This is a genomic window from Cobetia sp. 1CM21F (assembly GCF_023161745.1).
In the GTDB taxonomy this organism is placed as follows: Bacteria; Pseudomonadota; Gammaproteobacteria; order Pseudomonadales; family Halomonadaceae; genus Cobetia; species Cobetia amphilecti.
Window position 1 is genome coordinate 344,932 of the sequence record NZ_JALNTQ010000003.1, and the last position, 26,106, is coordinate 371,037.

General features: G+C 66.4%; 16 protein-coding genes. 10 read left to right on the forward strand and 6 right to left on the reverse strand.

From position 1 onward, the window contains the following. Positions 1–84: 84 nt before the first annotated feature. The 7 genes from MSG32_RS12775 (at position 85) to MSG32_RS12805 (ending at position 16,470) form a co-directional block, all read left to right on the forward strand. Complete coding sequence (locus MSG32_RS12775) at positions 85–1,422, forward strand: MFS transporter (protein ID WP_248380039.1); 1,338 nt, start codon at positions 85–87, stop codon at positions 1,420–1,422. A gap of 204 nt (positions 1,423–1,626) precedes the next feature. After that, the gene (locus MSG32_RS12780; protein ID WP_248380041.1) at positions 1,627–5,700 is read left to right on the forward strand and encodes an exodeoxyribonuclease V subunit gamma; all 4,074 of its coding nucleotides are present in this window, start codon (positions 1,627–1,629) and stop codon (positions 5,698–5,700) included. Then, positions 5,697–9,944 carry a UvrD-helicase domain-containing protein gene (locus MSG32_RS12785; protein ID WP_248380043.1) on the forward strand — a complete coding sequence of 1,416 codons (4,248 nt, stop codon included), beginning with the start codon at positions 5,697–5,699 and terminating at the stop codon, positions 9,942–9,944. Before MSG32_RS12780 ends, MSG32_RS12785 begins: the two co-directional genes overlap by 4 nt. A gap of 4 nt (positions 9,945–9,948) precedes the next feature. Continuing rightward, positions 9,949–12,081 (forward strand): exodeoxyribonuclease V subunit alpha, encoded by a 2,133-nt coding sequence (gene recD / locus MSG32_RS12790; RefSeq protein WP_248380045.1) that lies wholly within the window; start codon positions 9,949–9,951, stop codon positions 12,079–12,081. A gap of 112 nt (positions 12,082–12,193) precedes the next feature. Further along, the gene (gene nosP / locus MSG32_RS12795; RefSeq protein WP_248380172.1) at positions 12,194–13,384 is read left to right on the forward strand and encodes a nitric oxide-sensing protein NosP; all 1,191 of its coding nucleotides are present in this window, start codon (positions 12,194–12,196) and stop codon (positions 13,382–13,384) included. After that, positions 13,374–14,879 (forward strand): hybrid sensor histidine kinase/response regulator, encoded by a 1,506-nt coding sequence (locus MSG32_RS12800; protein WP_248380047.1) that lies wholly within the window; start codon positions 13,374–13,376, stop codon positions 14,877–14,879. The genes nosP and MSG32_RS12800 overlap by 11 nt, the downstream gene beginning before the upstream one ends. A 274-nt stretch (positions 14,880–15,153) precedes the next feature. Beyond that, positions 15,154–16,470, forward strand: coding sequence for an Nramp family divalent metal transporter (locus tag MSG32_RS12805; protein ID WP_240548686.1), 1,317 nt, complete (start codon positions 15,154–15,156; stop codon positions 16,468–16,470). Between the two features lie 96 nt (positions 16,471–16,566). Here the strand turns inward: MSG32_RS12805 and MSG32_RS12810 are convergent, their stop codons facing one another. Beyond that, complete coding sequence (locus tag MSG32_RS12810; RefSeq protein ID WP_248380049.1) at positions 16,567–17,370, reverse strand: response regulator transcription factor; 804 nt, start codon at positions 17,368–17,370, stop codon at positions 16,567–16,569. A gap of 374 nt (positions 17,371–17,744) precedes the next feature. Here MSG32_RS12810 and MSG32_RS12815 point away from each other — a divergent pair, with 374 nt between their 5' ends. After that, positions 17,745–19,265 (forward strand): aldehyde dehydrogenase family protein, encoded by a 1,521-nt coding sequence (locus tag MSG32_RS12815; RefSeq protein WP_054555359.1) that lies wholly within the window; start codon positions 17,745–17,747, stop codon positions 19,263–19,265. A gap of 332 nt (positions 19,266–19,597) precedes the next feature. Further along, positions 19,598–20,626: an alcohol dehydrogenase AdhP gene (gene adhP, locus MSG32_RS12820; RefSeq protein WP_172978611.1), complete on the forward strand. Its 1,029-nt coding sequence runs from the start codon at positions 19,598–19,600 to the stop codon at positions 20,624–20,626. Between the two features lie 174 nt (positions 20,627–20,800). Here adhP and MSG32_RS12825 read toward each other — a convergent pair whose 3' ends face one another. The 4 genes from MSG32_RS12825 to MSG32_RS12840 form a co-directional block, all read right to left on the reverse strand. Continuing rightward, complete coding sequence (locus MSG32_RS12825; RefSeq protein WP_043333119.1) at positions 20,801–21,292, reverse strand: pyridoxamine 5'-phosphate oxidase family protein; 492 nt, start codon at positions 21,290–21,292, stop codon at positions 20,801–20,803. Positions 21,293–21,468: 176 nt separating this feature from the next. Further along, positions 21,469–21,960 carry a CreA family protein gene (locus tag MSG32_RS12830; protein ID WP_248380051.1) on the reverse strand — a complete coding sequence of 164 codons (492 nt, stop codon included), beginning with the start codon at positions 21,958–21,960 and terminating at the stop codon, positions 21,469–21,471. 114 nt (positions 21,961–22,074) lie between these two features. Next, positions 22,075–22,416 (reverse strand): DOPA 4,5-dioxygenase family protein, encoded by a 342-nt coding sequence (locus MSG32_RS12835; RefSeq protein ID WP_043333117.1) that lies wholly within the window; start codon positions 22,414–22,416, stop codon positions 22,075–22,077. Positions 22,417–22,530: 114 nt separating this feature from the next. Next, on the reverse strand, positions 22,531–23,301 hold the full coding sequence (locus MSG32_RS12840) for a sulfite exporter TauE/SafE family protein (RefSeq protein WP_248380053.1): 771 nt from the start codon (positions 23,299–23,301) through the stop codon (positions 22,531–22,533). A 233-nt stretch (positions 23,302–23,534) separates the two neighbouring features. On the opposite strand from MSG32_RS12840, the gene MSG32_RS12845 reads away from it, so the two are divergent. Beyond that, positions 23,535–24,560 carry a succinylglutamate desuccinylase/aspartoacylase family protein gene (locus MSG32_RS12845; RefSeq protein WP_215823831.1) on the forward strand — a complete coding sequence of 342 codons (1,026 nt, stop codon included), beginning with the start codon at positions 23,535–23,537 and terminating at the stop codon, positions 24,558–24,560. Between the two features lie 124 nt (positions 24,561–24,684). On the opposite strand, the gene MSG32_RS12850 is transcribed toward MSG32_RS12845, so the two are convergent. Beyond that, on the reverse strand, positions 24,685–26,082 hold the full coding sequence (locus MSG32_RS12850) for a peptide MFS transporter (protein WP_248380055.1): 1,398 nt from the start codon (positions 26,080–26,082) through the stop codon (positions 24,685–24,687). Between the last annotated feature and the right edge of the window lie 24 nt (positions 26,083–26,106).

A 26,106-nucleotide genomic window follows, 5' to 3' on the forward strand; every position in this document is an offset into this window, starting at 1 on the left:
ACTGAAAGCCTCCAAGACAAGATGTGCGACGCGTGAATCACCCTTGACCATCGCTGGACACCAGCCCCCGCTAAACAGAGATCCATGAACGATTCCGTCCCCGCAGCGGGCTCCGCCCCCGCTGCTCACGATTTGCCCAACGAAAATTCGCTCAAGCGTGGTGACATCAAGGTGCTCGGTCTGTCCGCTCTCGGCGGCGCCCTCGAGTTCTATGACTTCGTCATCTTCGTGTTCTTCGCCACTGTCGTCGGCCAGCTGTTCTTCCCGCCCGACATTCCCGAGTGGCTGCGTCAGGTGCAGACCTTCGGCATCTTCGCCGCCGGTTATCTGGCGCGCCCGCTGGGTGGCATCATCATGGCCCACTTCGGCGATACGCTGGGCCGCAAGAAGATGTTCACGCTGTCCATCTTCATGATGTCGCTGCCGACCCTGCTGATGGGCATGCTGCCGACCTATGCCGTCATCGGCATGTGGGCGCCGCTGCTGCTGATCATCCTGCGTCTGTTCCAGGGCGCGGCGGTCGGCGGTGAGGTGCCGGGTGCCTGGGTGTTCGTCAGCGAGCACGTCGCACCGCGTCACAATGGCCTGGCCTGCGGCACGCTCTCGATGGGTCTGGTGGGGGGCATCCTGCTCGGCTCGCTGATGGCCAGCGCCATCAACAGTGTCTACACCCCGCAAGAGGTCAGTGATTTCGCCTGGCGGATTCCGTTCATCATCGGCGGCGTGTTCGGGCTGTTCTCGGTCTATCTGCGTCGCTGGTTGCACGAGACGCCGGTATTCGCCGAGATGCAGCAGAAGAAGGCGCTGGCCGCCGAGCTGCCCTTGAAGATGATCCTGCGGGAACAGCGTCCGGCGATTGCCGTGGCGATGGCGGTCACCTGGATTCTGACCGCTGCCATCGTGGTCGTGATCCTGATGACGCCGAGCCTGATCGCGGGCCTCGAAGGCCTGAGCCGCGCCGCGGCCTTCTCCGCCAACAGTCTGGCGATCGTGGCGGTGTGCATCGGCTGCATCGTCTCCGGTTACATGGTCGATCGCATCGGCGCCGGCGTCACCCTGGTGCTGTGGAGCGCCTTGCTGGGCATCACCTACTGGGTCTTCCTCGCCACCATGCACTCAGACCCCAGCCTGCTGGTGCCGCTCTACTGCCTGACCGGCTTCAGCGTCGGCATCGTCGGCGCGGTGCCGAGCATCGCGATCCGCGGCTTCCCGCCGGCGGTGCGCTTCACTGGCCTTTCGTTCTCCTACAATGTCGCCTACGCCATCTTCGGTGGCTTCACGCCGATTCTGGTCTCGCTGATGATGACCGTCTCGCCGCTGTCGCCCACCTGGTACGTGGCGGCGCTGTCGCTAATGGGCGTGGTGCTCGGCCTGTGGCTGGCGATCAGCCCGCGTGGCCGCGAACTGATGCGCATCGTCTGATCAGCGTATCCGGCATCGCAGGATGAGAGGCAGGCCATTGTGGCCTGCCTCTGCCTGAAAACGCGCATCACCCTCTGGGTGGTGCGCGTTTTTCGTTTGGGCCGGCGCCACGGCGACGCTAGGATAGAGCCATTCATTGTCTCTCCGCGCAGCGGCTTGCCACGGCCACGATGGCCGGGTTGTCACTCCCAGCAGGATGCCCGCATGTTTACCGTTCTTCACGCCAATCACCTCGAGGACCTGCGCGATCTGGCCCTCAAGGTGATCAAGGCCGCGCCTCAGCCTCCGCTGGTGCCGGAAACCTTCCTCGTCCAGTCCAACGGCATGGCCCAGTGGCTGAGATTGTCATTGGCCGAGGCCGATGGCATCGCCGCCTCGGTGGATTTTCCACTGCCCTCAAGCTTCGTATGGCGTGCCTATCGCGGGGTTTTGGGCGGCGTGCTGGGCGACGAGATTCCCGAGCTGTCGCCCTTCGACAAGGGCCCGCTTGCCTGGCGTCTGCTGCGCCTGCTGCCGGGGCTGCTGGCCGATGAATCCCAGGCCGAATGCTATGCGCCGCTCAGGGATTACCTGTGTCGCGACGAGCGTGGCCAGTTGATCGAGGCGGTCGGTGAGGGCGCATTGCCAGCGCTGCCCGAAGGCCCGGAGGCCGAACGTCAGCAGTGGCAGCTGGCCTGCCAGCTGGCGGACCTGTTCGATCAGTACCTCAACTATCGCCCCGAGTGGGTGCGCAGTTGGGAGAGCGGGCTTGAAGACGACAACTTCCGGGATGCCTTCGCGCGCCAGCAGGCCGCAAGCGAGCTGCCGGCCAATCTGCTGCCCGACAACCTGCCGGACAGCCAGCAGTGGCAGCCGGCACTGTGGCGAGCGGTGCTGGCCGATGCGCCATCCAGCAGCCGCCAGCATCACCGCGCCGCCCTGCATGGCCGCTTCGTCGCGGCGGCGCGCGCGCTGGAGACACTGCCCTCGACCCGCCGTCATCCGCTGCCGCCACGCCTGTTCGTGTTCGGTATCTCGGCGTTGCCGGGCCAGACGCTGGATGCGCTGCATGCGCTGTCCGGGGTGATGGACATCTACCTGATGATCACCAATCCCTGTCGCCATTACTGGGGCGATATCGTCTCCGACCGCGAAGCCGTGCGGCGCAGTTCGCGAGCAGACAGCCAGCGCATGGACAGCGAGCGCCTCGCGCAACAGCGTGCCCGGCACCCCGAGGCGCCGGCGCTGATCGGGCTGGCGGAGGAGGAGTTGCACCTCAAGGCCAACCCGCTGCTGGCAGGGCTTGGCGCACAGGGGCGTGACTTCATCGTCAGCCTGTATGAATTCGAGAGTGCGCTGTCGGGGCGCGACAGCGGCTTCGATCTCGAGCTGGACGTCTTCGTGCCGCGCATCAGCGAGGACACGCCACCCGAGCAGGCACCGCTGCTGCAGCAGATCCAGGACGAGATACTCGAGCTGGTCCACCCCGGCGAGCGTGCGCTGGCTGAGGGCAGTCCGCGGTTGCTCGCGGCCGATGACGACTCCATCAGTCTGGTCAGCGCCCACTCGGCGCTGCGCGAGGTCGAGATCCTCCACGACCGCCTGCTGGCGGCCTTCGAGCGGGCCCATGACGCCGAGAAACGCGGCGAGGGCGAGCCGCTGCGGCCGCGCGACATCCTGGTGATGGTGCCCGACATCGACCGATATGCCCCCTACATCGAGGCGGTGTTCGGTCAGCTGCCGCCGGGCAATCCGCGCCATATTCCCTTCACCATCGCCGACCGCGTGGCCAGTCAGGCCAATCCGCTGCTCGGGCTGGTGCTGATGCTGCTGGAACTGCCGGAGCGCCGCCTCGGCGTCAGCGAGGTGCTGGATGCGCTGGATGTCGCTGCCTTCCGGCGTCGTTTCGCCATCGAGGAGGGCGAGCTCGAGCGTCTGCGGCGCTGGCTGGCCGACAGCGGCGTGCGCTGGGGACTCTCCGGCGAGCACCGTGAGCAGCTCGGCTTCATGCCCCTCGACGAGAACAGCTGGCGCTTCGGCCTCGAGCGCATGCTGCTGGGCTACGCCACCGGCGCCCCGGCGGCCGGCTCCCCGGAGGCTGGCTCTCCGGCGGCCGGCGGTCCCGCGCAGGGGGAACTTGGAGATGAGCAAAATGGCGCTCCGATGGACGATCTGATGGACGGCCTTGTCGACATGAACGGCCTGAGCTTCGACGGCGTGGTGCCCTTCGATGAAGTGGCCGGTCTCGAGGCCGAGCTGGCAGGCAAGGTCGGCGAGCTGATCGAGAGTCTGGATCGCTGGCGCCGCTGGCTGGATACCTCGCGCACGCCAGCGGACTGGGCCACCACGCTGCAGCGGCTGTGGGAAGAGAGCCTCAGCCCGGACAGCGCCGAGGAATTCGACATTCTGGCGCGTCTGCAGGCGGCGCTCTCGCGCCTCGACAAGGGCTGGCAGCAGGCCGGTTTCGAGGGCTGCCTGTCGCTCAAGGTGGTGCGCGAGGCGCTGCGCGGCGAGCTGGACAGCGGCGGTCTCGCCCAGCGCTTTCTCGCCGGGCGGGTCAACTTCGCCACCCTGATGCCGATGCGTGCGATTCCCTTCCGCGAAGTGCACCTGCTGGGCATGAACGATGGCGACTACCCGCGGGTGCGCATGCCGCAGGATTTCGACCTGATGGCCAGCCGCCCGCAGGCGGGCGATCGCTCACGCCGCGACGATGATCGCTACCTGTTCCTGGAGGCGCTGCTGGCGGCGCGGGACCGCCTGTCGATCTCGTGGGTCGGGCGTGACCAGCGCGACAACGGCGAGCGGCCGCCCTCGGTGCTGGTCGGTGAACTGCTCGACTACATCGAGCTGGGCTGGGAGCCCGAGCAGCCGCACTCCGCCAAGCGTTCGCGGGAGGCGGCGCTGCGTGAGCGCCTGATCACCGAGCACCCGCTGCAGCCGTTCTCGCGGCGCTATTTCCATGCCTCCCAGGCGGCCGTCGATCTGTTCAGCTATGACGCCAGCTGGTCGAGCCTGTATCGCGTGGCGGGTCAGGCTCAAATGACTGAAAAAAATCAGGAAAACCCCAGCGAGGACAGCCAGGTGAGTTCGGCGGCAACGACCGCCTTGAGGCAGCTGGTGGAGCAGGCGCCGGAGTCCCATCTGCGCCTCGGTGCTGATTCGCTGGCGCGCTTCCTGCGCCGCCCCTGGCAGCTGGGGCTGGACCGCGTCGGCGTGCGCTTCCGCGATGCCGAGGTGCCGGATGAAGACAACGAACCCTTCGCCCCAGACGGGCTGGAGAACTTCACCCTGACTCGCGAGTTGCTGGACGCCGCGCTTGCCGGGCAGTCACTGCCGCTGGCCGCCGAACGTCTGCGCCGGGCCGGGCGGCTGCCGGCGCTGGGCTTTGCCGACGCCTTGATCGAACCGCGTCTCAAGCGTCTCGACCAGCAGTTGGCCAGCTGGCGTGACCAGCTCAGCGATGCCCTCTCGCTGCCGCCGCGCACTCTCGAGGTACCGCTGATCATGCAGGATGATGGCGGCGAGATACTGCGCGTGACTCTCACCACGCGCTTGATCAGCCGTCAGCAGCTGCACGATGACGCCGAGGGCGAGAGCCGCCTGCTGGCCACGCTGGAGGCGACCCACTTCGGCACCCTCAAGCCCGGCAAGGAAGGGCGCTACAAGAAGCTCGGCAAGCCGCATCGTCTGCTGGCCGGCTATCTCGACTGGCTGATGGCCAATGCGCGTCCCGGCCTCGGGGACGTGGCAGGTGATCAGGACGCAAGCCGTGAAGGCTATCAGTGGCTTGCGGTGTTCGAGGACCGCTGGCTGCTGTTCCCCGCGCTGCGCATCGAGCAGGCCGAGGCCGCGCTGCGCCACCTCGTCAAGGCGTATGCCCAGGGCTGGCAGGCACCGCTGGCGGCCGCGCTGGAACTGGCGACCACCCTCTGGGAGGTGGTGGGCGAGGAGGATCGCAATGCCCTGTTCGGCGCACTCAAGGCGCAGGCCGCTGACGGCAGCGCAAACCTTGAGACGGCGCTGGCCGCCATTCACAAGCCCTGGCTTGCCGACAGCCTGACGCGCGCCATGGAAACCCGCTTCAGCGAAGACATCTTCAAGGGCCCCCAGGCGCTCAGGCGTCAGGAAGGCGCGCTGGGCGAGCTGTGGCCGGAGTTCGAGGCCTTTGCACAGGCCGGCGGCGTGCTCAACAGCGTGCAGCTCTATCAGCCACTGATCGAGAGCATGATCGGTGTGCGGCAGGGTATTCTCGGCGAACGCGCGGTGGAGCTTGCCACCGGGAAGGCGACGTCATGAGCGATACCGGAGTGGAAGACATGCGCGGCGTGGAGAGTGGCGTGAGGAGTGGCATCGCTCAGGACAAGGAAGCGGCAATGTGTGACGAGATGGATCAGAGCCAGCAGGGCCAGGCCCTCGATATTCCGACGCTGCCGCTGCTCGGTCAGCATCTGATCGAGGCGAGTGCCGGTACCGGCAAGACCTTCACCCTCGCCGCGCTCTACGTGCGGCTGGTGCTCGGGCCCTTGCCCGGCCAGGACGCGGGCGTCTGCTATCCGCGCCCGCTGACGCCGCCGGAGATACTGGTGGTGACCTTCACCGAAGCCGCCACCGCGGAGCTTAGAGACCGCATTCGGGCGCGCCTCAAGCAGGCGCGTGAGGCGCTGCTGGGGCGTGCCAGTCCTGACCCGGTGCTGGCCGAGTTGCTCGCGCCGCTGCTGACACCATCACCTGCCGAGGACGCAGCGCGCCTCAAGGCTGCCGCGGCACGGCGCCTCGATCAGGCCGCGCGCCTGATGGATGACGCCGCCATCTTCACCATCCACGGCTTCTGCCAGCGCATGCTCAGCCGACATGCCTTCGATGCCGGCGGACGCTTCGGCGCCGAGCTGTTGCAGGATGGCCAGTCGCTGCTGGCGCGCTGCGTCGAGGATTACTGGCGCTGCGAGTTCTATCCGCTGGCCCGCGAGTGGCAGGCGTTGATCCGTGGGCGCTGGGCCGGGCCCGACGCGCTGGGAGAGGAGCTGCGCGGCCTGCTGCGGGATGGCACGCCACGCCCGCTGTACCGCGACGGCGAATGTCTTGAGGCCCCGCATGATCTGAGCGAGCTGCTCGGCAATGCCGAACAGTGGCGTCAGCAGCAGGAGGCCGCCCGGCGCGCCGTCGAGGAAAGCTTCGATGAGCCGGCCATCCGCGCGGTGATGGGCGAGGCCTTCGCCAGCAAGGCGCTCAACGGCAACAGCTACAAGGAAGCCGAGCTCGAGCCTCGACTGGCGGCGACGGCTGCCTGGCTGGCCAGCGGCGAGCACGACTTCGCCGCTGACATGCTCGACAGCAAGAAGCTGTGCTGGCTGAGTCAGGCCAAGCTCGAGAAGGGCACCAAGAAGAACTGCCAGACGCCGCGCCATCCCTTCTTCGCGGCGCTGGACATGCTGGCCGAGGTGCCCGCCCCGGACGCCGTACTGCTGGATCAGGTCGCCGTGCATGCGTGTGACAGCGTCGCCCGCGCCCTGATCTGCGAGAAGCGCCGCCTCGGGCTGTGGGAATTCTCGGACCTGCTCAATGATCTCGATCACGCACTGGACCCGTCGCTCAATGGCGAGGCCAGCCAGCGTCTGGCGCGCCAGATCCGTCAGGAGCTGCCGGTGGCGATGATCGACGAATTCCAGGACACCGACCCGGTCCAGTACCGCATCTTCCGGCGCATCTATCCGCAGACGGCGGGCGATGGCCCGTCCGACGACGATGCCATCGGCAACGATGCCGTCAATGGCAATGCTGGCGAGGCGCCCAGCACGCTGTTGATGATCGGTGACCCCAAGCAGGCCATCTATGCCTTCCGCGGCGCCGATATCGACACCTATCTGGCGGCGCGCAAGGTCACCAGCTCGCGCTTCACCCTGCCGCGCAACTTCCGCTCCAGCGCTGCGATGGTGTCCGCGGTGAATGCCCTGTTCGCCCAGCATCAGGCGCCCTTCGGCAGTGAGGACATTCCCTTCCAGCCGGTCGAGGCCCAGGGCACGCGCACCCGGCTGGTGCTGCGTCATGCGGATGGCCGCGAAGAGGCCGCCTGCGCGCTGAATCTGTGGTGGGCCAGCGGTGAGCGTCTGAGCGCCGATGACCATCGCCGCGCCATGAGTGGTGCCTGTCGCGCCCAGATCCAGGCCTTGCTGGAAGGGCAGCAGCGTCTGGCGGCGGGCGAGCCGGGGCTGGTGTTCATGGACGAAGGGGATGCGACGCCACGTGGCGTGGCCGCCAGCGATATCGCCGTGCTGGTGCGCAACGGCCGCGAGGCCGCGGCGGTGCGGGGCGCGCTGGCCGAAGGCGGCATCCGCAGCGTCTATCTGAGCGAGAAGAGCTCGGTATTCGACACGCCGGAGGCCTTCGAGCTGCTGCAGCTGTTCGAGGCCGTGGCCCATCCGCGTGATGACCGCCGTCTGCGCGCGGCGCTGGCGACGCGGCTGCTGGCCGAGGATCTCTCGCTGGTCGAGCGCCTCGCGGTGGATGAGCTGGCCTGGGAGCGTGAGGTCGAGCGCTTCGATGGCTATCACCGCGACTGGCAGCGGCGTGGCGTGCTGCCGATGCTGCGCGGCGTGATGCGTGACTTCCGGGTCGGGGAACGGTTGGCGGCGCGCGCCGGGGGCGAGCGCGCCCTGACGGACGTGCTGCACCTTGGCGAGCTGGCCCAGAATGCCGCCCAGCGCCTCGATGGTGAGCAGGCGTTGCTGCGCTGGTGGCATCAGGCGCTGGAATCCGGCCATGAGGCGCTGGACAGCGACAGCCTCAGTCAGCGACTGGAAAGTGATGAGGGGCTGGTGCGTGTCGTCACCATCCACAAGTCCAAGGGGCTTGAGTATCCCATCGTGCTGCTGCCGTTCATGGCCAGCTTCCGCGCGGCCGAGCCGGACAGGAATTTCGGCCTGCTGACCCTCAAGCAGCGCTGGCTGGCCACGGCTGACGTGGAAGGTGATGACGAGGGAGGCGCTGACGAGGAAGACGATAACGAGGAAGTGTCTGCTCGGGGAGTCGATCAGGAGGATGACGCTCTCGATGACAGCATCCTGGTCAAGAAGCCCTCCAGGGAGGCCATCGCGGCGGCCGATCATGCACGGCTGATGGAAGACGTGCGTCTGCTTTATGTAGCGCTGACGCGTCCCAAGTTCGCCTGCTGGCTGGGGCTGGCGCCCATCGGCAAGGGCGGTTTCAGCAAGCAGCTGAGCCTGCCGTCCACCGCCGTCGGCTACCTGCTCGGCCTGAGTGACACCCCGGATATCGAGGCCAGCGCCATCGAGGCCGCGCTGCACGGCTGGTGTGATCAGCAGTCTGCCGGGCTGGCGCGCCTTTCCGGCCTGCCCATGCCAGCAGGCCACGAATATCAGCCCCCGGCGGAGCGCGATCAGCACTTCCACGGCGCGCGCCACTTCGCGGGCGGTATCGAGGATGACTGGTGGATCGCCTCCTACACCGCCTTGCTCACCGATGCCCGTCAGGTGACGGCGGCGCTGGAAGACACCGCCGATGCCGCGGATGACCGCGTGCCCGAGGGCGCCACCGAGATCGCGCTGGAAGAGGGCGAGCAGGGCCTGACGCGCCCGGACCGCGAGGTGGCGGGGCAGTCCGGCCCGCTGCTGGCCGGCGGCCTGCCGATGACGGTGGGCGAGATCCATCTGCATGATTTCCCGCGCGGACCGCGCCCGGGGACCTTCCTGCATGGCCTGCTGGAGGCGGTGGACCTCGATCGCCTCGGCGCGGATGACTATCGCGGCGAGCTTGAACGGCTGGTGGGCTCGCGGCTGCATTTCGGTGGCTTCGATGCCAGCTGGCAGCCGCGCCTCACCGACTGGCTGGAGCAGGCGCTGACCCGCCCGCTGCAGGGCTTCGAGGGCGAGCCTATCCTGCTCAACCGGCTGGAGGCCTGGCTGCCGGAGCTGGAATTCTGGCTGCCGGCCGTGCACGCACGCAGTCTGCCGCTGGATGCCGTGGTCACCGCGCTTGAGCCATTACCGCGCTCGCGGCCCAGGCTCGCGCCACGTCGCATGCACGGCATGCTCAAGGGCTTCATCGACCTGACCTTCCAGTCCGGCGGCCGCTGGTACGTGCTGGACTGGAAGTCCAACTATCTGGGCGAGCGCCCCGAGGATTATCTTGGCGAGTCGCTGGCCCGCGCCATGGTCGAGCACCGCTACGACCTGCAATACGTGCTCTACACCCTCGCGCTGCATCGCCTGCTCAAGGCGCGCCTCGGTGAGGACTACGATTACGAGCGCTGCATGGGCGGAGTGCTGTATGTCTTCCTGCGTGGCCTGGATGCCGGCGGTGGCTCACCCGCGCTTGCGGTGGATGAGACTGAAGCGACGCCCGGCCGGCCCCTTGAAGGGACAGCGACGCCCGGCGTCTTCCAGCGGCGGCCATCACAGGCGCTGATCGAGGCGCTGGATCTCTGGCTGGGCGGCGACAGCTCCGCATTGGATAGCTTGCTCCTCAACACCACCGACACCTCGCCACTCACGCAAAGCGGCCAGCAGGGGGCCTTCGATGTCTGACACCATGTCTGTGCCAACGCAGCAGCTCAGCGCTGCCCCTGATGCCCCGACTGCCGACACCCTGCTCGCCACGCTCGGCCTGTGGGTGGAGCTGGGCTGGCTTAGGCGCGTCGATGCCCATCTGGTGCGCTTCATGGCGCGCCATGTGCCGGAGGCCCCGGCCAGCGTATTGCTGGCGGCCGCGCTGGCCAGCCACCAGCTGGGGCGCGGGCATGTGTGCCTGTCGCTGTCGCGGGCGCTGGCCGAGCCACGTGCGACCCTGTCGTTGCCGCCGCTGGAGCAGTCCGAGGCGCATCTGGCCGAGGTCAGCGTGGCCCTGCCGGAAGCCTTCCTGGCGGATATCGATGCCGGCCACTGGGCCGAGCAGCTGGCGGCATCGCGGCTGGTCAGCGTGCTGGCGCAGGCCGATTCCCCGGCAGGCCATCTGCCGCTGCGCCCGCTGGTGCTGGTGGGCGAGCGCCTCTATCTGCGCCGTTACTGGCAGGCCGAGCGTGAGGTCGCGGCGGGGCTGCGTGCGCGGATGGGGCCGAGCGAGGAGGGCGAGACGCGGGTCAGTGATGCGCTGGGCGAGCGTCTGCGCGAGCTGTTCGCCAGCAATCAGCCGGACCCGCACGGCGAGCCGGACTGGCAGAAGCTGGCCTGCGCCCTGGCGCTGCGTCAGCGCCTGACGGTGATCTCCGGCGGCCCCGGTACCGGCAAGACCACCACCGTCACGCGCCTGTTGGCGTTGTTGCAGGCTCAGGCGCTGGCGGGTGGCGCTGACGGTGCAGAGGGCAAAGTGGAGAGCGATGAGACAGCCCAACCGCACGAGCGGCGGGCGCTGGATATCCGCCTGGTCGCCCCGACCGGCAAGGCGGCGGCGCGGCTGTCGGAGTCGATCCGAGGGGCGGTGGCGAAGCTCGAGGTGCCAGACGCGGTACGCGCCGCCATCCCGCGCGAGGCAAGCACCGTGCACCGCCTGCTGGGCGCTCGCCCGGATTCGCGCTATTTCCGCCATCACGCTGGCAACCCGCTGGCGCTGGATCTGCTGGTGGTGGATGAAGCCTCGATGGTCGATCTCGACCTGATGGCGGCGCTGCTTGGCGCGCTGCCCGCCCACGCCCGCCTGATTCTGCTCGGCGACAAGGACCAGCTGGCCTCGGTGGAAGCCGGCGCCGTGCTGGGCGATCTCTGCGAGCATGCGCTGCCGCCGCGCTACTCGCCGGCGCTGTGTGCCGACTTGAGCCGCCTGACCGGCGAAACCCTGGAGCAGGCCATCGCCGTGCCTGATGGCCAGGACTTGGAGGAAACATCAGCGACACGTGGCCGCCTCGCCGATCACGTGGTGGTGCTGCAGAAGAGCTATCGCTTCTCCGCCGACAGTGGCATCGGCGCGCTGGCACGCGCCAGCAACGCCGGTGATCGTCAGGCACTGCGCGAGGTCTGGAAGGCCGGTTATCGCGACATCGCCTGGCTCAAGCTCAGTGGCCCGGAGGACCGCGATCTCGAGAAGCTGGTAGTCAATGGCTACCGCCCGGCGCTGGAGGCCGTGCGTGAGCGGCGTCCGGCGCGTGAGGTGATCGACCTGCTGCTCGAGTTCCAGCTGCTGTGCGCGCTGCGCCGTGGCCCCTACGGCGTCGATGGCCTCAACCAGCGTGTGGCGCGGGTGCTGATGCGGCGTGGACTGATCGCCGAGGAGCGCGGCTGGTACGCCGGTCGCCCGGTGATGGTGACGCGCAACGACCGCGCGCTGGGGCTCTACAACGGCGATGTCGGCATCACCCTGCCGGCCCCCGCCGCTGGCGGGCGCCTGCGCGTGTTCTTCCCGGTCGAGGAGGAGGCGACGCCAGACACCGAGCGTGATGAGCAGGACACCGACATCCAGCGCTTCCACCGTGGCGTGCGCGCGGTATTGCCGTCACGCCTCGAGGCGGTGGAGACCGTCTTCGCGATGACGGTCCACAAGTCGCAGGGTTCCGAGTTCCGCCATGTGTTATTCGTGTTACCTGAGGGCGCCAACCCGATTCTGACCCGCGAGCTGGTCTACACCGGCATCACGCGGGCCAAGTCACGGGTCACGCTGGCGGGAACCCGCCGCGAGACGCTGGAAGGCGCCATTGAACGACGCGTGGTGAGAGCCAGCGGGCTGGTGCTCTAGGCCGGACACCGACGGATGATCGTCATCTCCGGCTCCGCCGCGCTCGACGGGAGGAGGGGACATGACGGACGTCAGCAGTCGCGTGAAGGAAAGGGCGCAGCCACAGAGCGAGATGCATGCCGTGGCGCTGGCCACGGCGGCCAGTCAGCTCAAGGACCCGCAGGCGGCAGTGGCCGAGATTGCCCGAACGCTTGATCTGGCGCTGGGAGATCGCGAGCGGCTCGGCGGGGTGCTGTTCTTCTGCTCGGCGGATTATCCGCTGGCGGCACTGGGCCAGGCGCTGGCCGCCACCTTCGGCGAGGTGCCGGTGAGCGGCTGCACCACCGCCGGCGAGATCACGCCCGCGGGCTATGCGCGCGGCTCCATCACCGCCATCGGCATTGCGCGCAGTGACTTCGCGCTGGCGCAGGTGCTGATCGATGATCTGAGCGGTTTCGATCTTCCGCGTGCCCAGGCGCTGAGTGATGAGTTGCTGGCACGCTGTCGCGAGCAGGCCGTGGCGCCGGTGATGGGCAACAGCTTCGCGCTGACGTTGCTCGACGGGCTCTCGAGCAGCGAGGAGCAGGTGCTGGCGACGCTGGATGCGGCGCTGGGCAGCATTCCCGCCTTCGGTGGCTCCGCCGGGGATGACAATCGCCTGTCGCACACCTATGTCTACGCCGATGGCGTCTTCCATGATCAGGCGGCGGTCGTGGTGGTGGTCAATACGCGGCTGCCGTTCGAGGTCATCAGCACCCATCACCTCACGCCGCTGGCCGACAAGCTGGTGGTGACGGCGGTGGATCGTGATTCGCGCCGCGTGCTGGAGCTGAATGCCGAACCCGCCGCCGAGGAGTACGCCCGGCTGGCCGGCGTCGCGCCCGAGGCGCTGGAGGAGGCGGTCTTCGCGCGTTGCCCGCTGGCGGTGCGCATCGGCGAGGCGCATTACGTGCGCTCCATCCAGCGCGTGAATGACGATGCCAGCCTGAGTTTCTACTGCGCGGTGGAGACCGGCATCGTGCTCACCGCCATGCAGGCCACGCCGATTCTCGAGCAGCTCGAGCAGCGCCTGGCCGAGGTGGAGGCGCGCCTGGGGCCGCCCGCGCTGACCATCGGCTGCGACTGCTTCCTGCGGCGCATGGAGATCGAGGCGCTGGCGCTGGAGGATGAGGCCTCGCGCATGCTCAGGCGGCACCGGGTGATCGGCTTCAATACCTACGGTGAGCAGCACCACGGCATGCACATCAACCAGACCTTCACGGGTGTGGTGATCGGCCAGCGCCGCTCGGTTGCCGACGGCAGGGGAGGAGAGGATGTCGCCTGATACGCCGCTGACCGAGCAGGGCTTGCTGACCAAGACAGGCCCCCTGGCCGAGACGTACGCTCAGACCGAGACGGACGCTCAAAGCGCCGAACTTGCCGCCCTCAAGGCGCGCAATCGCCAGCTGGAGAAGATCAACGCCGCCCTGATCGAGCGGGTCGAATCCAGCAGTCCTTCACCGAGCGCGCCCTACGCCGCCTTCGAGCATGCGGTACTGCTGGCGGACCAGGTGCGCGAGCGTACCGATGCCCTGCATCGCACCCTCGATGAGCTGGGGGCACTCAATCGACGCCTGACCGCCGCCAAGGCCGCCGCCGAGGCGGCCAACCACTCCAAGACCCGCTTTCTCGCCGCCATCAGCCATGACCTGCTGCAACCCCTGAATGCCGCCCGGCTGTTCGCCAGCGCCCTGGAAGAGCAACTGGCGCGGCTGGCACTGGATGCTTCCCTGCCGGGCGACGCTTCACCGGGCGATGCCATTTCTGACGTCACGCCCGGCGAGCTGGTGGCGCGGCTGGGGCGTTCGCTGGCAGATGTCGAGAGTCTGCTGGGCACGCTGGTCGATATCTCGCGGCTGGATGCCGGCGTGCTGACGGCGGATGTCGCCATCTTCCCGGTGCGTGAACTGCTGGATGTGCTCGCCGAGGAATATCGCCAGCTGGGCGCCGCCCGTGGGCTCGAGCTGCATTACGTGGCCAGTCATCTGAGTATCGAGTCGGACCTGCAATTGCTGGCGCGGGTGGTGCGCAACTTCCTGAGCAATGCGCTGCGCCATGTGCCGGATGGCTCGACGCGCGGGCGGGTGCTGCTGGGGTGTCGGCGTCGCGGTGACTGGCTGGAGATCACCGTGGCCGACAACGGCCCCGGCATCGCCGAGCATCAGCGCGAGGTGGTCTTCCAGGAATTCCGACGCCTGGCGCCGCGCCAGGACAACGAGCAGCGCGGCCTCGGGCTGGGGCTGGCGATCGTCAAGCGTATCACCGGCCTGCTGGAGCACCCCCTGTCGCTGACCAGCACGCCGGGGCGCGGCGCCGCCTTCGCGGTCCGCGTGCCGATTCGTCAGCCTGCCAGTGTGGTGAGCCCGGCGGCTGACGCCTCTTCTACTGGCCAGCCTTGCGCATCACCGCTCGCGCAGCCGCTGCTCGATACCGTTATCTGGGTGGTCGAGGATGATCGGGAGGTGTGTGCCGGCATGCAGTCATTGCTCGGGGGCTGGGGCGCGAGTGTCCACTGCGCCGATGATGCCGAGGTGCTGTTGCAGCAGGCCGTGGCCGCGCCGCAGGTCTTGATCGTCGATCATCAGCTCGGCGAAGGGCAGCCCGATGGCCTCAAGCAGGCGCAACGCCTGCGGCAACGCTGGCCGGGCTTGCCGGTGGTAGTGATCAGCGCGGACCACTCGGCGCCGCTCAAGGCCAGCGCGCGTGCGCTCGGGTTCGGGTTTCTGCTCAAGCCGGTCAAGCCGCTGCGCCTGCGCCAGTTGCTGGTCAATCGTCGCTAGCCGCGCGCAGAGGTGCTGGAAGTGATGCTGCACGGGGGAGGGAAAAGGAGCTGGAAAAGGGCCTCAAGAAGAGACTGGAAAGGGGAGAAGGCAAAGACAGTGGCAAATAGGCGTCCGCCACGGGGGTGATTGAAGGAGCCTATCGAGCACCACGCTTATTTTTAATGAGAATCAATGGCATTTGGCGTGTATGCTGGTCATATAGCCTCCCGCATATTTCTTTATCTGTTCGCGGGTCATTGATCTGGCAGGTTTTCCCCCCATGCTGAATGTCATGTCCGATAAATCCGTACGTCATGCCGCAAGCATGTCACTGGGCAGCGAAGGCGACGCCTCTGCTGCCGGTGGTGCGCACACAGCTTCCCCTGTCCGTCTCGCTGGCCGCCTGCGCCGCGCCTTGCCATTCCTCGGCCCGGCGATGATCGCCGCCGTCGCCTATATCGACCCGGGCAACTTCGCGACCAACATCGAGGCCGGCTCCCGCTATGGCTACACCCTGCTGTGGGTGGTGCTGTGGGCCAACCTGATGGCGATGTTGATCCAGACCCTGTCCGCGCGGCTGGGGCTGGCGACCGGCAAGAATCTGGCTGAGGTCATCCGTGAACGCTTCCCGCGTCCGGTGGTGTGGGCCTTCTGGGTGCAGGCGGAGATCGTCGCCATCGCGACCGATCTGGCCGAATTCCTGGGGGCGGCGCTGGCCTTCAATCTGCTGTTCGGGCTCAGCATGCTGGAAGGGGCGCTGCTGACCGGTGCCATCACCTATGCGGTGCTGGTGATGCAGCGTTTCGGCTTCCGCATGATGGAAATGATCATCGGCGCGATGATTCTGGCGGTCTCGGCGGGTTTCCTGCTCGAGATCATTCTCAGTCGTCCGCCGGTGGAGCCGATCATCTACGGTCTGCTGTCGCCGAACTTCCCGGATAGCCACGCCATCTTCCTGGCGGCGGGCATCCTCGGTGCCACCGTGATGCCCCATGTCATCTACCTGCATTCCGCGCTGTCCCAGAATCGCATCCGGGTGCGTGACAGCGGTCAGCGCCGTCGCGTGATGGGCTACTACCGGCTGGATGTCATCATCGGCATGGCGCTGGCGGGCTTGATCAACATGGCGATGCTGGTGCTGGCCGCCAAGGTCTTCCACGGCAACGGCGAGACCGGGGTGGCCTCCATCACCGAGAGCTACAAGCTGCTGTCGCCGCTGATGGGTCAGGATGCGGCGAGTCTCATCTTCGGCTTCACGCTGCTGCTGGCGGGGCTGTCCTCCTCCATCGTCGGCACCCTGTCCGGTCAGGTGGTGATGCAGGGCTTCGTCAACTTCCGCATTCCGATGTGGCTGCGCCGCGTGATCACCATGGCACCGGCCATCGCCATCATCCTGATGGAGTTGCCGGAGCAGCAGGTGCTGGTCGCAAGCCAGGTGGTACTCAGCTTCGGGATCCCCTTCGCGCTGGTGCCGCTGTTGATGTTCACCGCCAACCGCCGCCTGATGGGAGACCTGGTCAATCGTCACTGGGTGACGGCCATCGGGGTGCTGGTCGCGGCGATCATCATCCTGCTCAATGGCTATGTGCTGGTCGGCGAGCTGATGTAGGCCCCGCACCCTCTGTTCTATGCTCCAGGCCCTATGGCCTTGGTGAGTCCAAAAGGCCTGCCGGTGGCAGGCCCTCGCAACGCCCCGCTGTGTGCCTCATTCGTGAGCGCCCCGGCGGGGCGTTGCGCGTTGTGGGGCGGCAGGGGGCGCGCTCGCGCCAGACACGGCAGGCAGGGAGTGGCTGGCCAGCAGAATCGCCTGTACCCGGCTGGCGACCCCCAGCTTGTGCAGGATGGCGGAGACATGCGACTTGACGGTGGTTTCCGCCACGCCCAGCTGCCAGGCGATCATCTTGTTGGATTCGCCCAGCACCATGCGCTCCAGCACGCCGCGCTGCTTGGTGGTGAGGGTCTGCCAGCGCTGCGCGAATTCCGCCTCGCTGAGGCTCGGCGCAAGTTGAGGGGCTGGCGGTGGCACTGGTGCTGAGGCCGATGCCGAGGCTGAGGAGGAAGCCGCCTGGCTCGCCAGCGCCGGACGCGGGGCGGCGCGCATCAGCCGGGCGGGTACATAGACCTCACCGGCCAGCATGCGCGCGAGTGCCTCGCGCAATACCTCCGCCGAGCTCGACTTGGAGAGATAGCCCACCGCACCGAGTGCCAAGGCCTCCAGCACCGTCTCGCGCGCCTCGTGGGCGGAGAGTATCGCCACCGGCAGCCAGTCTGCCTCCTGGCGCAAGCGCATCAGGCCTTCCAGGCCGTAGCTGTCAGGCAGGTCGAGATCCAGCAGCAGCAGGTCGAGGCTATCGGCATGCGCGTCGATGAGGCTGAGCGTCTCGGCGAGACTGGCGGCCTGCAGCAGCTCGTAGGGCGGCGTGGGGGCATCGGCGACGCTCAGACTCAGGGTACGACTGATGGCATCACGGAACAGCGGATGGTCATCCGCGATCAACAGACGGTACATGGAGGCTCCTGGCCGGTGGCGGGCGATATCCTGAGCATAACGTCATGGCGTGGTGTCGTGCCTTGCGGCCTTCGCGGTATGGCGGCGTTCGTTTCTCCCTCCTTTTCTCCTCCCAAGGGATGAGACGGTCTCCGCCCATGGGGGCATGTCGCGATTGGCGTCGGTGGTCAAGACTGTGAGAGTCGCCTGAACAAGTACCTCTTGATGGATCGGGCAGCGAGTCAGCGCCAACGGGGCCACTGCAGAAGGGCCAACACAGGCGTTTCGCTGACACGACAACGACTTTTCAGTAACGACAACGACTGCGCAGCAACGACAACAACAGGCCGTCGATCACGAGCGCCACTCGTGAATCCGGCCAACAGGAGTTCGCCATGATCTACGCCTCCCCGGGCAGCGCCGATGCGCTGGTCACGTTCAAGGATATCTACGGCAACTATATCGGCGGTCGCTTCGTCGAGCCGGTGAAGGGTGAGTACTTCGACAATGTCAGCCCGGTGACGGGCGAGGCCTTCTGCCGTATCCCGCGTTCGAGCGCGGAGGATATCGACCTCGCGCTGGACGCCGCCCACAAGGCAGCCGCTGCCTGGGGCAAGACCTCGGTGCAGGAGCGCTCCAACATCCTGCTCAAGATCGCGGATCGCATCGAGCAGAACCTCGAGATGCTGGCCGTCGCCGAGACCTGGGACAACGGCAAGGCGGTGCGCGAGACGCTGAACGCCGATATCCCGCTGGCGGCGGACCACTTCCGTTACTTCGCCGGTTGCCTGCGCTCCCAGGAAGGCACCGCGGCGGACATCGATGCCAATACCGTCTCCTATCACTTCCATGAGCCGCTGGGTGTGGTCGGGCAGATCATCCCGTGGAACTTCCCGATCCTGATGGCGGCCTGGAAGCTCGGCCCGGCGCTGGCGGCCGGCAACTGCGTGGTGCTCAAGCCGGCGGAGCAGACCCCGGCCTCGATTCTGGTGCTCGCGGAGCTGGTCGGTGACCTGCTGCCGGCGGGCGTGCTCAATATCGTCAACGGCTACGGGGCCGAGGCCGGTCAGGCGCTGGCGACCAGCAAGCGCATCGCCAAGATCGCCTTCACCGGCTCCACTCCCGTGGGTTCGCACATTCTCAAGTGCGCCGCCGACAGCATCATCCCCTCCACGGTGGAGCTGGGCGGCAAGTCGCCCAACATCTACTTCGCCGACATCATGAATGCCGAACCCGAGTTCATCGACAAGGCCGCCGAAGGCCTGGTGCTGGCGTTCTTCAATCAGGGCGAGGTGTGCACCTGCCCGTCACGCGCCCTGATCCAGGAAAGCATCTACGACGACTTCATGGCCCGGGTGATGGAGCGCGTGAAGACCATCAAGCGCGGCAACCCGCTGGACACCGACGTGCAGGTCGGCGCCCAGGCTTCCCGCGAGCAGTTCGACAAGATCATGTCCTACATGGATGTCGCCCGTGAGGAAGGCGCCGAGGTGCTCACCGGTGGCAGCAGCGAGCAGCTGGAGAACGAGCTGGCCAACGGCTATTACATCCAGCCGACCCTGCTCAAGGGCAACAACTCGATGCGTGTCTTCCAGGAGGAGATCTTCGGGCCGGTGGTGGCCGTCACCACCTTCCGTGACGAGGCCGAGGCGCTGGCCATCGCCAATGACACCGAATTCGGTCTCGGCGCCGGTGTCTGGAGCCGCGACATGAACGTCGCCTTCCGCATGGGGCGCGGCATCCAGGCCGGTCGCGTGTGGACCAACTGCTACCACCAGTATCCCGCCCATGCCGCCTTCGGTGGCTACAAGAAATCCGGTGTCGGTCGCGAGACCCACAAGATGGCACTGGAGCACTACCAGCAGACCAAGAACCTGCTGGTCAGCTACGACATCAATCCGCTCGGCTTCTTCTAGGCCTGTCTGGCAGCGCCACCGCGACTGGTGGTGCTGCACGCCTCCCGCGATTCTTGCTTGAGAAAATGACATCGATGCCCGCGCCAGATCCGATTGCTTGATCTGGCGCAGGGCAGGGAGCGCTGCGTCCGGTTTCAATGGAGAGGCAAGCTTGGCGCTGGTCTGAGCGCAGGCATGGGCGCTGGAAAAAACGCCGGCATGGGCGCTGGCGCATGCAGGCGCAAGCCCACACTCTACGCCGCAACTCTCCGCCGCAACTCTGCTGGTTCGTCTGTCTTGAATGTCCGTCTTTCTTGAATGTTCGTCAGTCTTCAATGGATGAGGAGTACGTCATGGATAACAGCATGAAAGCCGCCGTGGTACGTGAATTCGGTGCACCGCTGGTGATCGAGGAGGTCGCGGTACCGCGACCGGGACGTGGCGAGATTCTGGTCGAGGTCGCCGCCTCCGGGGTCTGTCATACCGACCTGCACGCCGCGCATGGCGACTGGCCGGTGAAACCCAATCCACCGTTCATTCCCGGCCATGAGGGCGTCGGTACCATCGCCGCGGTGGGCGAGGGCGTCACCCACGTCAAGGAAGGCGACCGTGTCGGGGTGCCCTGGCTCTACTCGGCCTGCGGCCACTGCGAGCATTGCCTGGGTGGCTGGGAGACGCTGTGCGAGAGCCAGCAGAATACCGGCTACTCGGTGAATGGCGGCTTTGCCCAGTTCACGCTGGCGGACGCAGGCTACGTCGGCCGACTGCCGGACAGCGTGGGCTTCGTGGAGATCGCGCCGGTGCTGTGCGCCGGGGTCACGGTCTACAAGGGACTCAAGATGACCGACACCCGCCCCGGCCAGTGGGTGGTGATCTCGGGCATCGGCGGGCTGGGACATATGGCGGTGCAGTATGCACGCGCCATGGGCCTGAACGTGGCGGCGGTGGATGTGGATGATGCCAAGCTGGAACTGGCCCGCCGTCTGGGTGCGACCGTGACCGTCAATGCCATGAAGGAAGACCCGGCGAGCGTCATCAAGCGCGAGATCGGCGGCGCGCATGGGGCGCTGGTGACGGCGGTGTCGCCCAAGGCCTTCGATCAGGCCCAGAACATGCTGCGCCGTGGCGGCACCCTGGTGCTCAACGGCCTGCCGCCGGGCGACTTCCCGCTGCCGATCTTCTCCACCGTGCTCAATGGCATCACGGTGCGTGGTTCCATCGTCGGCACGCGTCAGGACCTGCAGGAGGCGCTGGACTTCGCCGCGGAAGGCAAGGTCGCCGCCACCGTGCAGACCGGCAAGCTCGAGGACATCAACGACATCTTCGGACGCATGATCGACGGCAAGATCGAAGGGCGCATCGTGCTCGACATGAAGGCCTGAGGCGTTCGCTGGCCTGAATCCTCACCACCGATGACAGGCCTGCTGGAAGCGGCAGGCTGCCAGACACGACAACGCCAGCCCGAGGGCTGGCGTTGTCGTGTCTGGCATGGCCGTGTGCGTTGACTCTCACGCGGGCACTGCAAAGAGCTCTCTCTGACGAGCTCGGGCTTTAGCTTACACCGTGCCGAATTTCTCGTTCTCGCCCATGTCCGGGGTGTGGTCCTTGTCGAGGTTGGCACGCGCCACCTCGTAGAGCTGATAGGCCTTGCTCTCCTTGGCCTTCCAGTGCTCACCGGATTGCACCGAGATCTCCAGCAGGGTGACGTCGGGGTCATCCTTGCCTTCCGGGAACCAGGCGGCCACGAACGGGTTCCAGAACTTGTCGATCAGGCCCTGATCGCGGTGCAGATTGGCATGACCGCTCAGCGACACGTAGACGCCATCATCCTGATCGGAAAAGCTCAGGCAGACCTCGCTGTCCTTCCTGGCCTCAAACACCTTCTCGGCGCTGGCGCGGGTGAAGAACCACAGGGTGCCGTCGTAGTCATCCTGCACCAGATGCATCGGGCGGGCGTGGGGCATGCCGTCGCCTTGCGTCACCAACATGCCGACCTTCACATCCTTGATCAGCTTCCAGATCTTCTGCTTGTGCTCCGGGCTCGACATCGTGTGTCACTCCTTTGCGTCATGCGAATGAAAATCCGGCTGGCTAGCCGTTGCACAAGACCTTGGAGCGACACCCCACAACTTCAAGGGATGATGGTGAAGCTTTCGCTTGATGAGTCAGGGCTTGATTAATCAGAGCTTGATGAGTCGGCGCTTGATTCAGGCGCCGAGGCGACTCACTGCGCTGCCGGTGCCTGCCAGGCGTCGCTGCCCCACAGCGGCACGCTGCTCAGTGCATGCTTGAAGCTGCCACTGGTTTCCTTGGTGCTGTAGGCGATATAGAGCAGGCTCTGGGAGTCGCGATCCAGAATGCGACGAATCTTGAGGCTCTTGAGCAGCACGCTCTTGGACTTGCGATAGACCTCCTCGCCACTCTTGGAGGTATCGATGTCGGCGATCATCTCCGCCGTGATCGGGCCGGTCTGGCGGCAGGCGATGCTCATGTCGGAGGGATCGGAGAAGTCGAGGTCCGCCTCGATGTTGCTCAGATGGCAGGTCACGCCCGGCACCTTGGGGTCGATCAGGCTCTCGATCTTGATGTCCTTGGTGGTGAACAGGCCCAGCGAGACATCCCCGACCTCGTTGTCATCACAGCCGGCCAACAGCAGGCCTGAGGCGATCACACCCAGCAGGGCAGCACGAGAGGGAAGGCGGCGCAGTCGCGTCATGGGGGCATCCTTGAGTCAGTGGTGTCAGGCGATGATAGCGTGTCAGACCCGCGGTGGGCGTCAACCATCGTCCGGGTCTCAATGCTTGCCGCGGGCTCAATGCTTGCCGCGGTCTCACTCGCTGGCGAAGGCAGCGAGATTCAGCGTATGCGAGTTGCCCAGCCACATCACGCCCTGGGTGTGATCGAAGAGGTCATCGCCGGTGCCGGCGTGCACGAAGATATCCAGCGAGCCGCGGTTGAGTGCCAGCCACGGGATGATGCGCCCGAATTCCTCAGGCAGGAAGGACAGCTGACAGCTCCACAGCGGGTGCGGGCCGACCGGTTGCTGGTGGAAGCGCCCGACGCGCAGCGTGAAGCGCTGTTCGGCCTGGGCCGCCAGTTCGCGAGCGGCGGCCAGGCTCTGCTCATCGGTGTAATAGAGATGGGCGTGGTAGTAGCTGATGTGGTGTGTCATGGCGTTGTCTCGATCGTTCTCAAGGGGGCTTCCAGCGCTCGGTCTCAAGGGCCGTACCGGGAGTTTCAATGGCTGGCGGCAGTGATCGTCAGGGCGTGATGGGCCTTGTGGCCGTCAGCCCCAGGCCTTGTAGATCAGCTGCACACCCACCAGCGCCATCGCGATGATGATCAGGCGGAAGAACAGCTTCTCGTTGACGCGGGATTGCAGCCACAGGCCGCTTCTGACCCCCGCCCAGGCCACCGGCACCAGCAGCAGCGAGGTGGAGAGGCTGGTGAGGTTGATCTCGCCCAGCGCCACGTAGGGGCCCAGTTTCATCAGGTTCATGCCAGCGAAGATGATCACCGTGGTGGCAATGAAGGTCTCCTTGGGGTGCTGGCGCGGAATCATGTACAGGTTGTAGGGCGGGGCGCCGGCGTGGGCGAAGAAGCTGGTGAAGCCGGCGGTGGCTCCGGCAGGAATGGCCAGCCAGCGGGGCAGCGGTTTGCTGGCTGTCGGTTTGAACAGCATATAGGCGGCGAACAGCAGAGAGATGACGCCCAGCAGCCCGCGAATCATGTTCTCGTCCAGCTCATCGAACAGCACCACGCCCACCGCGATGCCGATGGCGGCGCTGGGCAGGATGATGCGCACCTCCGACCACAGCTGCTTGCCCCACCAGGCGCGGGAGCTCAGGAAGTCCATCACCAGCAACAGCGGCAGCAGGATACCGGCGGCTTCCAGCGGCCCGATGGCCAGCGCCATCAGCGGCACCGAGAGCGAGCCGAAGCCACCGGCGAAGCCGCCCTTGGAGATGCCGGTCAGGTAGGTCGAGAAGATGATCGCGCTCCAGGCCAGCGCAGAGTAATCGGGCAGTGTCAGCAGGGCATCGAGAGAATCGGTCACGGGCATCTCATGTCGAGAGGGCGGGCAAGGTGAGTCGTGAAGGCCCATTGTTGAACAATTCTGGCCGCGCTTCATCCCGACACGCTGCAATGAAGTCTTTCCCTTGGCGCACCAATGCGCTAAAAGGCGCATGTCGCACAGTGTTTTCTTTCGAGACACTGGGCGAGTAGCCTGATCTGGCGGGCATGTCGCAGTGCCTGCCGCTCGTTGGTCGAACAATCTCTGAGGTGGCGATGTCACGCGCTCCATTTGAAATCAGCGGTACCCGCATCGCGCCGGGAACGCGGGCCCAGGTCGATGTGCCTGTCGCCAAGCTCTACACCCATGCGCCGCTGCACATCCCCGTCGAGGTGGTGCATGGTCGCCAGCCCGGCCCGGTGCTGCTGGTGTGCGGTGCCATCCACGGTGACGAGATCAACGGCGTCGAGATCGTGCGTCGGCTGCTCAAGAGTTCCAGCCTTTCGCGGCTGCGCGGCACCCTGATCGCGGTGCCCATTGTCAACGTGTTCGGTTTCGTGCAGCACACGCGCTACCTGCCGGACCGCCGTGATCTCAACCGCTGCTTCCCGGGCAGTGAGAGCGGCTCGCTGGGCTCGCGGGTGGCGGCGCTGTTCCGTGAGCAGATCGCCGATCAGGCCACCCACATCATCGACCTGCACACCGGCGCGATTCATCGCACCAATCTGCCGCAGATTCGCGCCACCATGACCGGCAGTGATGCCACGCGTCAGATGGCGGACGCCTTCGGCGCACCGGTGCTGCTGAATGCCGAGCTGCGCGAGGGCAGTCTGCGCGCCTATGCCAGCGAGCGCGGCGTGCCGGTCATCACCTATGAGGCCGGTGAGGCGCTGCGCTTCGATGAGTGGGCGATTCGCCCGGGGGTCAGCGGCGTGAAGCGCGTGATGCGCTCCATCGGCATGCTGGCCAAGGACCGCGACCGCAAGCCCAGCTCGCGTGCGGTGGAGATGTCCAACGGCTCCAGCTGGGCGCGTGCCTCCATCGATGGCATCGTCCAGAGCCGCGTGGGCCTGGGGGACCGCGTCGAGAAGCATCAGGTGCTGGGCATCGTCGCCGACCCCTTCGGCAACAGCGAAAGCGAGGTGCTGTCACCCGCGGATGGCATCATCATCGGCATGGCCAATCTGCCGCTGGCCAACGAGGGCGAGGCGCTCTATCACGTGGCGCGCTTCCATGCGATCGACGATGCCGAGAGCGCCGTCGACAACTTCCAGCAGCTGTTCGAGCCGGACTCCATCTAGGCGCTTCATGCCCGTTTATTGCCCTGTTGCTGGCAGTGATAACGCAAACGCCCCGCTCATCGAGCGGGGCGTTTGCGTTGCAGCAGAGAATCTCGTGGGGTCGAAACCGACAGTCACGGAGCACTCAGCCGTGGCTGGTCTGGGTCTCGAGCTGGCCGTCATGACGCGCTTCCGCGCCGTGCATCCAGTCCACCAGCTTGCCGGCGAACACCAGCAGCAGCAGGCCGCCGAGCACGCCGGTGATGGCGATGCCGCCGAACACGCTCATGGCACCGGCTTCGCCGACCAGCGAGCCGATCATGCCGGCCAGATAGTTGGCCAGCGCCACGAAGGCGAACCAGGCACCCATCATCAGCGCGCCCATGCGCACCGGTGACAGCTTGGTGACCATCGACAGCCCCACCGGCGACAGGCACAGCTCGCCGAGAGTGTGGAAGAAGAAGGCGCCGACCAGCCAGATCATCGAGGCGCTGCCCGCCGCTTTCTGCTCCAGCACCGCGCCGATCATGCACACGAAGCCGATGCCGAGGGCGATCAGGCCGAAGGCGAACTTGACCGGCGAGCTGGGCTCGCGGTTGTCCATGCGCGTCCACAGACCCGCCAGCAGCGGCGAGAGCAGGATGATGAACAGCGGATTGAGGGACTGGAACCAGGCCGCCGGCACTTCAAAGCCCATCAGCATGCGGTCGGTGTAGTCCTGGGCATACAGCGCCATCAGGCCGCCGCCCTGCTCGAAACCGGCCCAGAACAGGATGGTGAACAGGCCCAGCACCATGATGACCTTGATGCGGTCACGCTCTTCGCGACTCAGCGGTGTCTTGCGGTTGTTGCTCTTGCTCAGGCGTGCCTCACGGCGGGCGCTGGGTTCGACCCCCAGGTCACCCAGATGGCGCGGCGCGAAGATGAGCTGGATGGCGACCGCCAGCAGCATGCCGATACCGGCCACCAGGAAGCCGGCGTTCCAGCCATAGCCTTCGGCCATGGAGCCCGCGACGATGCCCGACAGCAGCGCACCGATGTTGATGCCCATGTAGAAGATGGTGAAGGCGCCATCACGGCGGTGATCGCCCTGTTGATAGAGGTCGCCGACCATCGTGGAGATGTTGGGCTTGAACAGGCCATTGCCGACGATCAGCAGGCCGAGCCCGATATACAGCAGCATCTCGGGATCGAGACCGCTCATGGCCGGCGGCACGGCGAGCACGAATTGCCCGGCCGCCATGATCAGACCCCCGATCAGGATCGCACGGCGGGCACCTAGCCAGTTGTCGGCCAGCGCTCCGCCGAACATCGGCGTGATGTACACCAGGCCCGTGAAGATGCCGTACAGCTGCAGGGCGTCGCCCTGATTCCAGCCCAGACCGCCACTGGTGACGGCATCGGTGAGATAGAGCACCAGCAGGGCACGCATGGCGTAGTAGGAGAAGCGTTCCCACAGTTCTGTGGAGAACAGCAGATAGAGTCCGGCCGGATGCCCGAACAGCTCACGGCTGTTGGCTCCGGTAGGGGAGTGTGTGGACATGGAACCTCGAAGGAAGTGTCAGCA